Below are 15,883 nucleotides of genomic sequence, written 5' to 3'. Positions count from 1 at the left end.
GGTTTAAAATATTATTTTATGAAAAATATAAGAAATTTTTCAATTATTGCACATATTGATCATGGTAAATCAACATTTGCAGATAGATTAATTGAAATTTGTGGTGGATTATCTAAAAGAGAAATGACATCACAAGTATTAGATAGTATGGATTTAGAAAGAGAAAGAGGAATTACAATAAAAGCGCAAAGTGTTTCTTTAAATTATAAGTCAAAAAATAATGGTTTTTATAAATTAAATTTTATTGATACTCCAGGACATGTTGATTTTTCTTATGAAGTTTCTAGATCTTTAGCCGCATGTGAAGGAGCATTATTATTAATAGATGCTTCACAAGGAATAGAAGCACAAACTTTATCTAACTGTAATATTGCTATAAAAATGGGATTAATAGTATTACCAGTTATTAATAAAATTGATTTATTAACTGCAAATACTAAAAAAATTAAAAAAGATATAAAAGAAATTATTGGTATTAAATCTAAAAAAATTCTTCAATGTTCTGCTAAAACTGGATTAGGAGTTCGAGAAATAATAGAAAATTTAATTAAAAAAATTCCTTCACCAATAGGAAATATTAATACTTTTTTACAAGCACTGATTATCGATTCATGGTTTGATAATTATTTAGGGGTTATAGTTTTAATTTGTATCAAAAATGGTAAAATTTCTAAAGGAATGAAAATAATTGTTTTAAATACAAAAAAAAAATATTTTGTAGAAAAAATAGGTATTTTTACTCCTAAAAAAATAAATTTAAATACATTAAAATGTGGCGATGTTGGTTGGATAGTTTTAGGAATAAAAAATATAAATGAAGTTCCAGTAGGAGCAACTATTACATCATATATAAATCCTTCTAGCATAATATTACCTGGATTTAAAAAAAGTATTCCTAAAGTTTTTGCTGGTTTATTTCCAATAGTATCAGATGAATATCAAACTTTTAGTAATGCATTAAAAAAGTTAAGTTTAAACGATTCTGCTTTATTCTTTGAACCAGAAAATTCAGAAATATTAGGATATGGATATCGATGTGGTTTTTTAGGTTTATTACATATGGAAATTATACAACAACGTTTATTAAAAGAATATAATATAAATATAATTACTACTATACCTTCTGTCAAATATGAAATAGTAACAATTAATAAAGATATTTTATATATAGATAATCCATCTAAATTTCCTTTATCTTATTTAATTAAAGAAATAAGAGAACCTATTTTAAAATGTAAAATTATTTTTCCTATTAAATATATAGGTAAAGTTATTCAATTATGTATTACTAAAAATGGTGTACAAAAAGATATAATTTATCATAAAAATCAAGTAATATTAATTTATGAAATACCTATGATTGAAGTAATTATAAATTTTTTTGATAAATTAAAATCTGTCACAAAAGGATATGGTTCTTTAGATTATAATTTTTTAAAATTCAAAAAATCTGATTTAATTTGTGTTAATATTTTAATTAATAAAAAATGTGTCGATGCATTAACCACAATTACTTATAAAAGTAAAATTTATTCTTATAGTCGTATATTAGTAGATAAAATCAAAAAATTAATTCCAAGACAACAATTTGATATTGTAATTCAAGCTACAGTAGGAAAAAAAATTATCTCTAGTGCAAATATTAAACAATTACGTAAAAATGTTATCGCTAAATGTTATGGAGGCGATATTAGTCGAAAAAAAAAATTAATTCAAAAACAAAAAGAAGGTAAGAAAAGAATGAAAAATATTGGTAATGTTTCATTACCATCTTCAATTTTTTTAGCTATATCAAAGATAACTAAATAATTTATTTCTAAAATAAAATATAAATAGTAATATATATTATTATTTTAAAAATTTTTAAATATAAAATTAAATATATATAATTATTTATAAAATAAAATTTTAAATTATTTATATAAAAATATAATATATTTAATTTTTACTATATAAAATATATGTTAAAAAAAAAATATTGGATAAAACAAATAGTTTCATTATTACCTATAATATTATTAATTTTTATAATTCGTTCATTTATATATGAACCTTTTTATATACCATCAAGTTCTATGTTGCCTACATTATTCGTAGGGGATTTTATTTTAGTAAATAAATTTATTTACGGCATTAAAAATCCTTTAAATAATAAAATTATTATTAAAAATAAATTACCTAAAAGAGGTGATGTAGTTGTTTTTAAATATCCTAAAAATATTAAAATAAATTATATTAAAAGAATTATTGGTTTACCAGGAGATATTATTGTTTATAATTATAAAAATAAACAAATAACATTATATAATAATAAATATGTAAAACAAAATATTTTTAAATATAAAAAACTTGAAAAAAGTAAATTTATTCAAACTTACAAAAATATATCTAAAAGAGTTTTTATTAAAATTTTTAAAAATTCAAAAAAATATCATAATTTTGGTAAATTAAGATTTTTCCAATATACAGAATATATAAATAGATTATCACATAAAATTTTATTTATACCTGAATTAGAAAATGAAACATTAAATATATATAACCAAAAAAATATACAACTATATACTTGGGTAGTTCCGAATAAATGTTATTTTGTTATGGGTGATAATCGTGATTATAGTTTCGATAGTAGATATTGGGGTTTTGTTCATGAAAAATATCTATTAGGAAAAGCTGTATTAATTTGGTTAAATATTGAAAAAGAACCAAATTCATGGTTTTTTAAAATTAGATTTAATCGAATACATAAAGTTAATTAATTTATTCAAAATATTACTTATTTTATATAATATATAATAGATTAAAAATACAATTATGTGAATTTTATTATGATTAGTCAATTACAGAAAAGATTAGGTTATATTTTTAATCATCAAGATTTATTATACCAAGCTTTAACACATAGAAGCGCAAGTAGTAAACATAACGAAAGATTAGAATTTTTAGGAGATTCTATTTTAAGCTATATTATAGCTAAAGCATTATATAATAAATTTCCTGATGTAAATGAAGGAAATATGAGTCGTATGCGTGCAACCTTAGTTAGAGGTAATACATTAGCAAGTATTGCAAGAGAATTTAAATTAGGTGAATATTTATTTTTAGGTCCTGGTGAATTTAAAAATGGGGGGTATAATAGAGAATCTATACTTGCTGATACAATGGAAGCTTTAATTGGAAGTATTTGTTTAGATAGTAATATAAAAGTTGTAGAAAAAATTATTTTATTTTGGTATCAATTTAGATTAAAAAGAATATTACCCGGTAATAATCAAAAAGATCCTAAGACAAGATTACAAGAATATTTACAAAGATCACATCTTCCGTTACCTTATTATTTTATAATACAAATAAATGGTGAAGTGCATAATCAAAAATTTACAATACAATGTAAAATTAGTGGAATATCAACAACAATTATAGGAATTGGATCAAGTCGTCGTAAAGCTGAACAATCAGCTGCAGAAAAAGCTTTAAAAAAACTTGGTCTAGAATAATTTATTAATATTTATAATTAAGGTAATTTATGTGAAAATAATATCTAAATATTATGGTAGTATTTTAATAATAGGAAGATCTAATGCAGGAAAATCTACTTTATTAAATACTTTAATAGGAGAAAAAATATCTATAATTTCTCATAAAATTAATACTACTAATTCTAATATTATAGGAATCTATAATAAAAATTCTTATCAAATAGAATATATTGATACTCCAGGAAATATATTTTATAATAATAAAATTCTAAATTCTCTAAAAAATAATAAATATAATTATATTTTTTTTATTTTAGATAGAAATAGATGGAATTATATAGAAAAAAAATTTGTAAAAATTTTAAATAAAATAACTATACCAATAATTTTAATTATCAATAAAATTGATCAAATTAATAATAAAAATATTTTATTACCTTATATAAATTTTCTTAAAAAGAAAATAAATTTTATTTCTTTATTTATGATTTCAGCTAAATATAAATTATATACTAATGATATTAATAATTTTATTTGTAAAAAATTACCTAAAAAAAAACATCATTATCCTAGTAATTATATTACTAATCAAACAAAAGAATTTATTTTTAAAGAAATTATAAGAGAAAGTATTATTAAATATCTTCATAAAGAATTACCCTATTTAATAAATATTAAAGTAAATTATATAAAAAAATTAAAAAATTTATTAAATAAAATTAATATTTTTTTATTAGTAAAAAATATAAATCAAAAAAAAATAATAATAGGTAAAAATGGTATAAAAATAAAATTAATTAAATCTAGATCAAAAAAAAATATAGAAAAATTTTTGAAAAAAAAAATAAATTTAAATTTATGGATAAAAATAAAATAGTTAATTTATAAAAGAATTTTATTATAATTAAAATTATAAATATGAAAATTATTGGTATTGGTATTGATATAGTAGAAATGAATAGAATTAAAAAAACTTTTATTCGTTTTGGTGAACGTTTTGCATATAAAATACTTACTAAGTATGAATTATCTATATATAAAAAAAATAATAATAAAGTTAAAACCTTAGCAAAGTATTTTTCAGTAAAAGAAGCTGCTGTAAAAGCTTTAAGTTCTGGATTTACGAATGGTATATTTTTTAATCAAATAGAATTATCTTATTACATGACAGGAAAACCAAAATTAAAATTTAATAATAAAGCATTAAAGTTTTTAAAAAAAATAGTTTATAAATATAATATCCATATTTCATTTTCAGATGAAAAAAAATATGTTTGTGCAATAGTTATAATTGAAAAAAAATAAAATTTTATTTATGTTATATGTTTTTTAATTATATTATATGCTTTATGTATATTTTGTGTTTTTATTTTTGCTTTTTCTAATTGTTTAGATGAATAACCTTTTGAAATTAGTTTATCTGGATGATATTTACTAATTAATTTATGATATGCTCTTTTGATAGTTAATAAATTATCATTATAATTAATTCCTAATAATTTATAAGATTTATCTAATTCTGTTTTATAATTATTTTTATTTTGAAAATTATTATATTTTTTATAATAATAATCTTCTGTTCTATTTTTATTATTAAAATAATTATTATAAAATAAATCTTTTTCATTAATAAATTTATTATTAAATTTTAATTTATTTATTATATATAATATATCATTTAATGATATATTCAATTCTTGAAATATAATGTTTAATATTTTTTTAGTTTTAGTATGTAAAAAATTATTTATAAAAGATAATTCAATTTGAATTTCTAAAAATTTATTTATTAATTTTCTATTTTTATAAATTAAATAATTTAAATTATTTAATTTATAAGTTAAAGGATAATTTGGGTTTTTACCATTTTTAAATGCTTTTTTTATAGAAATTATTTCTTTATTATTTAAATTCATTTTTTTAGTTAATTTAATTACAAAATTTATATCATTATTACTAACAAAACCTTTTGATTTACTTATATAACCCATAATTTCAAAATTAGTTTGAATAAATACTTTCCGTATACTACTACTATTTATATAATTAAAATTATATTTTTTATTATAAAATTTAATTATTTTATTAATTATATAACTAATTAATATAATTATTATTATATTTAATAAATTAGAACTTATATAATAATTAATAATAAAATTTATTAAAAATAATAATAATTGTAAATAAGAAAACATATATTCCTCAATAAATATATTTAAATGATATTTTAATTGTCTATAATAATTAATTATTATATAAATTTACAATAATAAATATTATTTTAGTAATAATTACTTAATAATATTTAATTAATTACTAATAGGACTATTATAATGATAATTAAAAAAATAATTTATATTATAATATTATATTTTTGTTTATTCAATATGTCTCAATGTATGGCTATACAAAATATTAATAATATCAAAATAATTATAAATAATGATATAATTTTAAAAAATAAAATAGATGAAATTTTATCTCTTACAAAAAAAATTAATAATAGTAAATATTCAATACTATCTACATTTTTAGATATTAAAAATATGAAAGATATAATAAAATATTTTATTTTTTTACAAATAATAAAAAATAATGGTTTCTTTTTATCAGAAGAAGATTTTAATGAACTTATCTTAGAAATATATATATCAAATAATATTGATGAAAATTTATTAAAAAAAAATTTTTTATTACATAATATTAATTATACAAAATTTTATCAAATTTTTAAAAATGTTATATTAATTAATGTATTAAAAAGTAAATTTTTATTAGAAAATATTAATATTTATGATGAAGAAATTGATTCATTAACGAATCAATTATATTTAAAATTAAAAACAAATAAAATATATGATATTACTTTATTTTATTTTTTAATTAATAAAAATCCTTTAAAAGATAAATTTAATAAAAAAATTTTTCTGTTAAATCAATTAATAAATATTTTAAAAAAAGAAAAATTAAGTAACAATTTTAAAAAATATAATGAAAAAAAATTTGTTTCTTATTTTAAGATAACAAAATCTTTTTTAAAAAATAAAAAAGAAGATCAATTACCAAAAAATATTATTAATTATTTAGATAATGCTAAAAAAAAAGATATAATTGGACCAATATATTTAGATTCAAAATTATTAATTTTAAAAATAAATAATATTTTTATAAAAAAAAAAATAGATAATGAAAAAGTTTTATTAAGATTTATTTATATAAAAAAAAATAATTTAAGTAATAAAGATTTTAATAAAAAAATAAAAAATATATATTTTAATCTTATAAAAAAAAAAATTACTTTTAAAAAAGCAGTTCAATTATTTTCTGATGATATATTAGCAATTAGATTTGGAGACAATAAAAATTGGATGCTATTAAATAATTTCTCTTTAAAATTTAGAAAAATTATAAAAAAATTAAAAATTAATGAATTTAGTATACCTATTCAAGAATCTGATAGTTTTTTTATAATACAATTATTAAGTCAAAATAATATTAAAAGTAATAAATTATTTTTAAAAAAAAAAGCATATGAAATTCTCTTACAAGAAAAAATAGAAAAAGAAGTCAATATTTTTCTTGATGAATATTCTAAAAAAATATTTATAAAGATAATAAACTAATAATAAAAATATTATTTATAATATTATTATTTATATTATAAAATAATAATATATTTTTATAAAAAATATTATCTATTAATAATATGAAAATTATTTTAAAAAAAAAATATGGTCAACATATATTAGTTAATAAAGAAATTATTAAACAAATTATATCTTTTATTAATCCAAAATATTATCAAATTATGTTAGAAATTGGTCCTGGTTTAGGAGCATTAACTATCCCAATTACTAAATATAATAAAAATCTCTCTATTATTGAAATAGATAAAAATTTTGTTAATATTTTAAAACAAAATAAAATTTTAGCAAATTCAAATGTTAATATTATATTAAATAATATATTAAATTTTAATTTTTTAATTTTAACACAAAAATATAAAAAAAGAATACGTATATTTGGTAGTTTACCGTATAATATTTCTATTACAATAATTTTTTATTTATTTAAATATTTAAATAATATTAAAGATATGAATTTTATTATGCAAAAAGAAGTAGTAAATTGTTTAACTGCTTTACCTGGAGGAAAAAATTATGGTTGTTTAAGTATAATAACGCAATTATTTTGTAAAATAAAATCTTTAATAGAAATTAAAGCAAATTCTTTTTTTCCTAAGCCAAAAATTATTTCTAATATGGTCTCTATGAGACCTTATATTAATAATCCTTATAATTTAAATAATATTTTTTTTTTAAAAAAAATTATAAAACAAGCTTTTAGTATGAGAAGAAAAATTTTACGAAATAGTTTAGTAAATCTATTTTCTATAGAAGAACTAAATTATTTGGGTATTGATTATAAAATTCGTGCTGAAGATGTTTCAATTCTAGAATATTGTCAATTAGCTAATTGGTTAGAATTAAATAATAAAAGGTTATAAACTTATGAAATCATTATTATTATCTCAAGTTTATATAAAAACAAACGGTATTTATATACCATCACAATCAATACCTACAGTTAATCGTTATGTTTTTACTTATACAATTACTATTTATAATTTAGGAAAAAAAATTTTACAATTAATTAGTCGTTATTGGAGTATAACTAATGGTAATGGTAAAAAAATTCAAATATATGGGGAAGGAGTTATAAATAAAAACCCATATATTGCACCGGGAAATAATTTTCATCATACTAATGGAGCAATTTTAGAAACTCCTATTGGTATTTTAGAAGGACATTATATTATAATAGATGAAAATAATCATGTTTATCATGTAGAAATTCCTATTTTTAGGTTAGCAATTAAAACTTATATTCACTAAATTAATTTATAAAAAATATAACAATATGAATACTTATTTTATTGGAGATATTCATGGTTACTATAATGAATTTATTTCCTTATTAAAAAAAATTAATTTTAATTATCAAAATGATATATTATGGATTACAGGAGATCTTATAGCAAGAGGTCCAGATTCTATAAAAATTTTATATTTTTTATATTCTATTAAAAAATCTATAAAATTAGTTTTAGGAAATCATGATTTATATTTAATATTTCTAATCTTAAATCCTAAAAATCATAATATTAATGATAAAAAAATTTTAAATTTACTAAAAGATAAAAAAATAGTATTTATCGTAAATACTTGGTTAAAATATCAACCTTTAGTACAATATGATAAAAATAAAAAAATTTTAATGTCACATGCAGGAATTCCACCCCAATGGGATAATATTGAAACTATACTATCTGCTTCTGATGAAGCAAAAAATATTATATCTGGAAAAAATAATAATTTTTTTTTAAATTATATAAATAATGAAAAATATCAAATAAATGATTGGAAAAAAAATACATTATTTGGTTTTAATCGATTTAATTATATTCTTAATGCATTAACTAAAATGAGATATTGTTATTTAGATGGTACATTAGAGCTGTTTACTAAAAAAGCTCCTAATAATTTAAATTCTAAAATATTAAAACCATGGTTTTGGATTCCAAATATCTTATATAATCAATATACAATATTTTTTGGTCATTGGTCTGATTTACAAGGAGGAAATTATACTACAAAAAATATAATAGGATTAGATACTGGTTGTTGTTGGGGTAATAAATTAACTATTTATTCATGGGAAAAAAAACAATTTTACAGTATAAATTGTATAATTTAAAATGTATACATTATCATCAATAAATAAATATTTTATTCGCTTATTCAAAAATAAATTTTTAAACAAAAAAGTTATTTTTGCTGGAAATATTAATGATAAAATACCTATATATTTAAATACTTTCATAAGTTTTATAAATACTCATAATTATGATTATTATATTTGGTTAAAAAAAAAAATAGATAATAATTATTTATATTATGGATTAATGGATGATAAATATCAAAAATATAATTTTAATATTCTTATATTTTTTTGGTTAAAAAATAAACAAGAATCATTATTTATACTAAATAATATTTTATCATTATTATCTTTACAAGTTGAAATATTTATTATTGGTTCTAATAATAGTGGTATTAAAAAAATTAATGATATAAAAGAATTAGAAGTAATTAATTTAAAAAAAATTATTAATGCAAGAAAACATATTATTTTTCATGGTTTTTTAAAAAAAAAAGTTTTTTTTAATATAAATAACTATTGGAATTATTATTATTATAATAATTATCAAATATATAGTTTACCTGGAGTATTTGGTAGAAATAAAGTTGATAGTGGGAGTAAATTATTAATTTCTACCATTAATAATATATTTATAAAAGGTAAAATATTAGATTTAGGTTGTGGTTCTGGAATTATTTCAGTTATTATAAATAATAATTTTAAAAAATATAAAAAAAAATATTCAATATATGCTGTTGATATAGATGCAAAAGCAATTTATTCAACTAAAAAAACATTAAATAAAAATTTAATAAAAAATATTAATGTATTTCCTAGTAATATTTATTCTAATCTTAAAGAAAAATTTGATTTAATTATATCTAATCCTCCTATTCATTCAAATTTAAATTTTTCATCAAATTTTATTTATCAAATGTTAAATAAATTAAAACAAAATATAAATTATAAAGGAGAATTATTATTTGTAGTTAATAATGTTATATCACTTAAAAAAATTTTTTATAATCTTCGATTGAAAATTTCTATTTTATCTAAAAATAAAAATTTTTCTATATATAGAATAAAAAATACATAAATTTTTTTTATATTTAACTAATAATATTTTTAAACATAAATAATAAAATTATTAAATATAATTTTTAATAGATATTTTTTTTAAAAATATATTTAATTCTAAATATATTAAAAATATTTATAAAATATTATAAATAAATAAAAATTTTATATAAAATAATATATAATTTTTTATATAAAATAATTATTAAGAGAAGAATATGATTTTAGTAACTAAAAAAGCTCCAGATTTTAATACTTCTGCTGTATTACCTAATGGTTCAATTATTGATAATTTTAATTTATATAAATATTCAAAAAATACAGTTACCTTATTATTTTTTTGGCCTTTAGATTTTACATTTGTTTGTCCTACAGAAATTATATCTTTAAATCAACATTTTGATAATTTTAAAAAAAGAAATGTTAAAATATTAGGTATCTCATGTGATTCACAATTTACACACCAAGCTTGGCGTAATACTCCTATTAATAAAGGAGGAATAGGAAATATTAAATTTATAATGATATCTGATCTTACAAAAAATATACAAAAATCTTATGGTATTGAACATCCTCAATTAGGTATAGCATTAAGAGCATTATTCTTAATAGATAAACAAAGAATAATAAGACATCAATTAATAAATGATCTTCAATTTGGAAGAAATATAAATGAGATCATTCGTATAGTAGATGCTTTAGAACATAATGAAAAATATGGAGATGTATGTCCTGCACAATGGCAAAAAGGGAAAAAAAGTATAACACCTACTTCTAAAGGAATTGTTCATTATCTATCAAATAATATAAATGAATTATATTAATTTAAACATAAATAATTTATTTATTATTAATAATATCGATACATTGTGCACGATAACGTAATAAATGATCCATTAAAGTTATTGCAACCATAGCTTCACCTATTGGAACAGCTCTAATTCCTACACAAGGATCATGACGTCCTTGTGTAATACAATATGTTTCTTCACCTAATAAATTAATTGTTTTTCCTGGAATAGAAATACTTGAAGTTGGTTTTACTACAAAATTTAAAGTTATATTTTGTCCTGTACTAATTCCACCTAAAATTCCACCTGAATTATTACTTTGAAATCCATTTTTTTTTATTTCATCTCTATAATCACTTCCTAATTTATTGATGGAATTAAAACCATCACCAATTTCGATACCTTTTACCGCATTAATACTCATAATTGCATGAGCTAATTCAGCATCTAATTTATCAAATACTGGTTCTCCTAAACCAACTGGGACATTTTCAACAATAATAGTAATTTTTGCTCCTATAGAATTACCAGATTTTTTTAAATTATTAATCATATTTTGTAAATCTTGTATTTGATGTTTATTTGGACAAAAAAAGGGATTTTTAGTACTTTCCTCCCAATTATCAAATTTACAAATTATATTACCTATTTGAGATAAATAACCCTTAATTTTTAAATTATATTTCATTAATAAATATTTTTTTGCAATAGCTCCTGCAGCTACACGCATAGTTGTTTCTCTAGCTGATGCACGACCACCACCTTTATAATCTCTAATTCCATATTTTTTTTCATAAGTATAATCAGCATGCCCAGGACGAAAAATATTTTTAATATTATTATAATCATTAGATCGTATATCCATATTATTTATCAATAATCCAATACTTGTCCCTGTTGTTAAATTGTTAAATACACCTGATAAAATTTGAACTTGATCTAATTCTTTACGGGGAGAAGTATATTTTGACTGTCCTGGTTTACGTCTATCTAAATCTTTTTGTATATCTTTTATTTTTAACGGAATTTTTGGAGGAACACCATCAATTATACATCCTAAAGATTTTCCATGTGATTCACCAAAAGTTGTAACTTTAAATAATTTACCGATACTATTACCTGACATAAATATTAACCCCTAATTTTAGGAAAAATTATTTGTAAAATATTACATAATATTAAAATTTTCTATTTTAAATATTCCTATACCTCCATTTTTTATATCAAGCCATTGAAAGCATATTTTTGGATATTTTTCTATAATATTTAACATTTTGTCTCCTACTTCACAAATTAAAATACCATCTTTTTTAAGATAAAAAGGTGATTTAGATATTATTTCTTCAATAATAGCTATACCATTATTATTAGAAAATAATCCTATCTTAGGTTCATATAAATATTCTTTAGGTAAATATTTGATGTCTTTTTCATCCACATATGGAGGATTAGTAATAATTAAATCATAAGTTGATTTTTTTAATTTATCAAATAAATTTCCACATATTGGAGTAATACGATGTTCTAATCCATGTAATTGGATATTATATTCTGCTACATTAATTGCATCTAAAGAAATATCTACTGCATCTATATGTGCATTAGGAAATAAATAAGCACAGGCAATAGCTATACATCCACTACCAGTACATAAATCTAATATATATTTAGGTTTATTATGAGAGGAAATAACAGATTTAAATTTATTATTAATTAATTCAGCAATAGGAGATCTAGGTATCAATACTCTATTATCAATATATAACTCATGACCACAAAACCAAGTTTTTTTTGTTAAATATACTACGGGTATTCTTTTTTTTATACGTTTATATACCAATTGATAAATTAATTTACGTTCTTTAAAAGATAATTTAGACATATAAATATCTTTCCATAAATAATTAGGTAATCCTAATAAAGGTAATACTAAATTTATTGCCTCATCCCATGGATTATCACTACCATGTCCATACCATAAATTAGAAATACTAAAACAACTTGTAATCCAACGTATTATATCTTGAATAGATAATAGTTCATTTATAATTTCTTCATTAAGTAAATATTTTAATTTTATGACCATAAAATATATCCTATATATAAAATATTTTTTAAATAATTTAAATATAAAAAATATAAAAATATATTTTATGATATAAAATTTTTAATAATTCTCCCCTGACTGGATTCGAACCAGTGACATACGGATTAACAGTCCGCCGTTCTACCAACTGAACTACAGAGGATTTTTTATTATTATTAATATATGATAATTAATATATATATGTCAAGAAAATTATATTTTTGTAAAATTTAAAATAAGTTAATTATTTTTTTATAAACATTTTTAATTTTAAATTATAAATTTTTTAATTTTTGAAAATATATTTCATATTTCTTACTTATATTAACATGAATATTATTTTGCCAAACACCTTTATTAATTATTTCATCACTAGGATATAAAATATCATTATGAATCATATCTAATGGTAATAATTTTTTTGCTTTTAAATTTGGAGTAGAAAAACCTGTTTTTTTAGCTATTTTTGCTGCAATATCAGGTCTTAATAAAAAATTAATTAATTTTAAAGCACCTTGAATATTTTTGGCATTTTTAGGAATAACAAAACTATCCATCCAAAAAATACCTCCTTCTTTAGGCCAAATAAATTTTAGAGGAATTCCTAATTTTTGAACAGAATAAGCAGATCCATTCCAGATCATTCCTATATTTACAGAACCTTCAATAAAAGGATATCCAGGATTATCAGAATTAAAAGAAATTACATTTGGCATTAATTTTTTTAAATCTATAAAAGCTTTTTCTATATAATGAATATTATTTGTATTTCCTGGATAACCTAATTTTATTAGTGACATTTGAAATATTTCTTTAGCATCATCTATTAAAGAAATAGATTTATAATATTTTGGTTTCCATAAATCATTCCAACTATTTATTGAATTAGGATTTATTTTATTAGTATTAATTCCTATAGCTGTTGCTCCCCACATATATGGAATAGAATATTCATTATTTAAATCAAAAGATTTATTTAAAAATCTAGGATCTAGATTAGAAAAATTAGGTATTTTTTTTTTTTCTATTTTTTGGATCATACCTTCATTTTTCATTTTTTCTACAAAATATGTAGAAGGTATAACTAAATCATATGATTGTTTTTTATAAGTTTTTAATTTAGCATACATACTTTCATTCGATTCATATGTAGAATAAATAATTTTAATACCTGTTTTTTTTGTAAATTCATTTAAAATTTCTTGAGGAACATATTCTGTCCAATTATAAAAAAAAATAGTATTTTGATAAGATTTTGTATTATTTAAATATTTTTTAGTTATTGGGAAGAATAATATAAAAATAATAAGTATTAATCTAAAAAATAAAGACATTTTATTAAACCTTGTAAATATATTTAAATTACTTATACTTTGATTACAGAAAATGTATTTTAATTTTTAAAAATATAATTTATTAAAATTTTAAAAAAATTATTTTTCAATATATATTTTATATTTTCTAGTACTTGAAATATTTATTAATTCTTAAAAATTATTATAATAATATAAATTATAAATTTTTTTAAAAATTATATTTTATTAGAAAATTTTATGAATTTATTTTACAAAAATAAATTTTTTAGTAAAAATATATTTTTTTATTAATTATATTTTAGTATTTATGTATAAAAATTTTTTATTTATTTATAAAAAAATTATTATCAATATTTTTTATATTTCTTCTTTTAATAATGAAGTCATTATTATAGCTTTAATTGTATGAATTTTATTTTCTGCTTGCTGAAATATAATACTATTTTTAGATTCAAAAACTTCATCTGTTATTTCTAATCCATTATATAAATTATATTTTGAAATTATTTCTTTAGTAAATAATTTTTTATAATGATTATATAAATGTAATGAAGGTAAACAGTGCATAACTTTAATATTATTATTGTGACTTTTTTTTAATAGAGAATGATTAACTTGATAATTACGTAATTTTTTAATCTTTTTTTCCCATAATTCTAATGATTTTTCTTCTCCCATAGAAAACCAAATATCTGTATAAATAAAATCTGCATTTTTTACACCTATATTTAAATTACTAGTAATATGAATATTATTACTTTTTTTCATTTTTTTTATTATATTATTTATATACAAATTATTACCTAATTCCAATTTTTGTGAAGAAATTAAATATAATTCGAAACCAATTATACTAGATGCTTCTATTAAACTATATGATATATTATTATTTATATCTCCTATATAAGATAATTTAATTTGGTCTATTTCTTTATTTTTTATATTTTCTTTTATAGTTAATAAATCTGCTAATATTTGAGTAGGATGAAGTTCATTTGTTAATCCATTCCATACTGGAATTGTAGAATACTTAGCGAGAATTTCTATATTTTTTTGATATTTGCCTCTATATTCTAATCCATCATACATTTTACTTAAAATTCTAGCTGAATCTTTTAGAGATTCTTTATCATTAATATGACTATCTATAGTATTTAGATAAGTAATATTTGCACCTTGATCAAAACAAGCTATTTCAAAAGAACATCTAGTTCTTGTTGAATTTTTTTCAAAAATAAGGATGATGTTTTTACCAACTAATTTTTTTTCTTCTTTAAAAATTTTTTTTTTATATTTTAATTTTTCGGAAATTTTTATTAATTCATAAAGATTTTCTTTTGAAAAATCTGATAATTTTAAAAAATGTTTATTATAAAATGAATTCATAATATAAATCCTTTATTTATAAAAGTTTAGTGATATTAAAAT

16 protein-coding genes and 1 tRNA gene are annotated in these 15,883 nt (G+C 18.0%); 11 read left to right on the top strand and 6 right to left on the bottom strand.

The window, feature by feature from the left end; genetic code table 11:
• Window positions 1-18: 18 nt before the first annotated feature.
• The 5 genes from lepA to acpS all read left to right on the top strand — a co-directional run bounded on the left by lepA (window position 19) and on the right by acpS (window position 4,784).
• Window positions 19-1,809, top strand: a complete 1,791-nt coding sequence (gene lepA / locus GJU02_RS00825) for a translation elongation factor 4 (RefSeq protein ID WP_168919209.1) — start codon at window positions 19-21, stop codon at window positions 1,807-1,809.
• A gap of 152 nt (window positions 1,810-1,961) precedes the next feature.
• The gene (gene lepB, locus GJU02_RS00820) at window positions 1,962-2,759 is read left to right on the top strand and encodes a signal peptidase I (RefSeq protein WP_168919208.1); all 798 of its coding nucleotides are present in this window, start codon (window positions 1,962-1,964) and stop codon (window positions 2,757-2,759) included.
• A gap of 57 nt (window positions 2,760-2,816) precedes the next feature.
• Window positions 2,817-3,497 carry a ribonuclease III gene (rnc, locus tag GJU02_RS00815; RefSeq protein WP_168919207.1) on the top strand — a complete coding sequence of 227 codons (681 nt, stop codon included), beginning with the start codon at window positions 2,817-2,819 and terminating at the stop codon, window positions 3,495-3,497.
• 31 nt (window positions 3,498-3,528) lie between these two features.
• On the top strand, window positions 3,529-4,356 hold the full coding sequence (era, locus tag GJU02_RS00810) for a GTPase Era (protein WP_168919206.1): 828 nt from the start codon (window positions 3,529-3,531) through the stop codon (window positions 4,354-4,356).
• 41 nt (window positions 4,357-4,397) lie between these two features.
• Complete coding sequence (gene acpS / locus GJU02_RS00805; protein WP_168919205.1) at window positions 4,398-4,784, top strand: holo-ACP synthase; 387 nt, start codon at window positions 4,398-4,400, stop codon at window positions 4,782-4,784.
• 8 nt (window positions 4,785-4,792) lie between these two features.
• Here the strand turns inward: acpS and djlA are convergent, their stop codons facing one another.
• Complete coding sequence (gene djlA / locus GJU02_RS00800) at window positions 4,793-5,677, bottom strand: co-chaperone DjlA (protein WP_168919204.1); 885 nt, start codon at window positions 5,675-5,677, stop codon at window positions 4,793-4,795.
• 192 nt (window positions 5,678-5,869) lie between these two features.
• Between djlA and GJU02_RS00795 the strand changes: the two genes are divergently transcribed.
• The 6 genes from GJU02_RS00795 to GJU02_RS00770 all read left to right on the top strand — a co-directional run bounded on the left by GJU02_RS00795 (window position 5,870) and on the right by GJU02_RS00770 (window position 11,086).
• On the top strand, window positions 5,870-7,105 hold the full coding sequence (locus GJU02_RS00795; RefSeq protein ID WP_168919203.1) for a peptidylprolyl isomerase: 1,236 nt from the start codon (window positions 5,870-5,872) through the stop codon (window positions 7,103-7,105).
• 83 nt (window positions 7,106-7,188) lie between these two features.
• The gene (rsmA, locus tag GJU02_RS00790) at window positions 7,189-7,989 is read left to right on the top strand and encodes a 16S rRNA (adenine(1518)-N(6)/adenine(1519)-N(6))-dimethyltransferase RsmA (RefSeq protein ID WP_168919202.1); all 801 of its coding nucleotides are present in this window, start codon (window positions 7,189-7,191) and stop codon (window positions 7,987-7,989) included.
• Between the two features lie 4 nt (window positions 7,990-7,993).
• Window positions 7,994-8,377 (top strand): Co2+/Mg2+ efflux protein ApaG, encoded by a 384-nt coding sequence (gene apaG, locus GJU02_RS00785; protein ID WP_168919201.1) that lies wholly within the window; start codon window positions 7,994-7,996, stop codon window positions 8,375-8,377.
• Window positions 8,378-8,402: 25 nt separating this feature from the next.
• A complete protein-coding gene (locus tag GJU02_RS00780; RefSeq protein WP_168919200.1) occupies window positions 8,403-9,239 on the top strand; it encodes a symmetrical bis(5'-nucleosyl)-tetraphosphatase in 837 nt (278 codons plus the stop codon).
• A gap of 1 nt (window position 9,240) precedes the next feature.
• On the top strand, window positions 9,241-10,281 hold the full coding sequence (locus tag GJU02_RS00775; protein WP_168919199.1) for a methyltransferase: 1,041 nt from the start codon (window positions 9,241-9,243) through the stop codon (window positions 10,279-10,281).
• A 199-nt stretch (window positions 10,282-10,480) separates the two neighbouring features.
• Window positions 10,481-11,086: a peroxiredoxin gene (locus tag GJU02_RS00770; protein WP_168919198.1), complete on the top strand. Its 606-nt coding sequence runs from the start codon at window positions 10,481-10,483 to the stop codon at window positions 11,084-11,086.
• A 16-nt stretch (window positions 11,087-11,102) separates the two neighbouring features.
• Here the strand turns inward: GJU02_RS00770 and aroC are convergent, their stop codons facing one another.
• The 5 genes from aroC to argF form a co-directional block, all read right to left on the bottom strand.
• Window positions 11,103-12,179 carry a chorismate synthase gene (aroC, locus tag GJU02_RS00765; protein ID WP_168919197.1) on the bottom strand — a complete coding sequence of 359 codons (1,077 nt, stop codon included), beginning with the start codon at window positions 12,177-12,179 and terminating at the stop codon, window positions 11,103-11,105.
• Window positions 12,180-12,221: 42 nt separating this feature from the next.
• Entirely contained in the window at window positions 12,222-13,139 is a 918-nt protein-coding gene (gene prmB / locus GJU02_RS00760) for a 50S ribosomal protein L3 N(5)-glutamine methyltransferase (protein WP_168919196.1), read from the bottom strand.
• A 90-nt stretch (window positions 13,140-13,229) separates the two neighbouring features.
• A tRNA-Asn gene (locus GJU02_RS00755) sits at window positions 13,230-13,302 on the bottom strand.
• A 112-nt stretch (window positions 13,303-13,414) separates the two neighbouring features.
• On the bottom strand, window positions 13,415-14,473 hold the full coding sequence (locus tag GJU02_RS00750) for an extracellular solute-binding protein (RefSeq protein ID WP_168919195.1): 1,059 nt from the start codon (window positions 14,471-14,473) through the stop codon (window positions 13,415-13,417).
• Between the two features lie 339 nt (window positions 14,474-14,812).
• Complete coding sequence (gene argF, locus GJU02_RS00745; RefSeq protein WP_168919194.1) at window positions 14,813-15,841, bottom strand: ornithine carbamoyltransferase; 1,029 nt, start codon at window positions 15,839-15,841, stop codon at window positions 14,813-14,815.
• Window positions 15,842-15,883 lie beyond the last annotated feature (42 nt).

Source organism: Enterobacteriaceae endosymbiont of Donacia thalassina (assembly GCF_012568245.1).
Classification (GTDB): Bacteria; Pseudomonadota; Gammaproteobacteria; order Enterobacterales; family Enterobacteriaceae.
The sequence above is the reverse complement of the archived record's forward strand: the minus strand, read 5'-3'. Positions and strand labels throughout refer to the sequence as shown.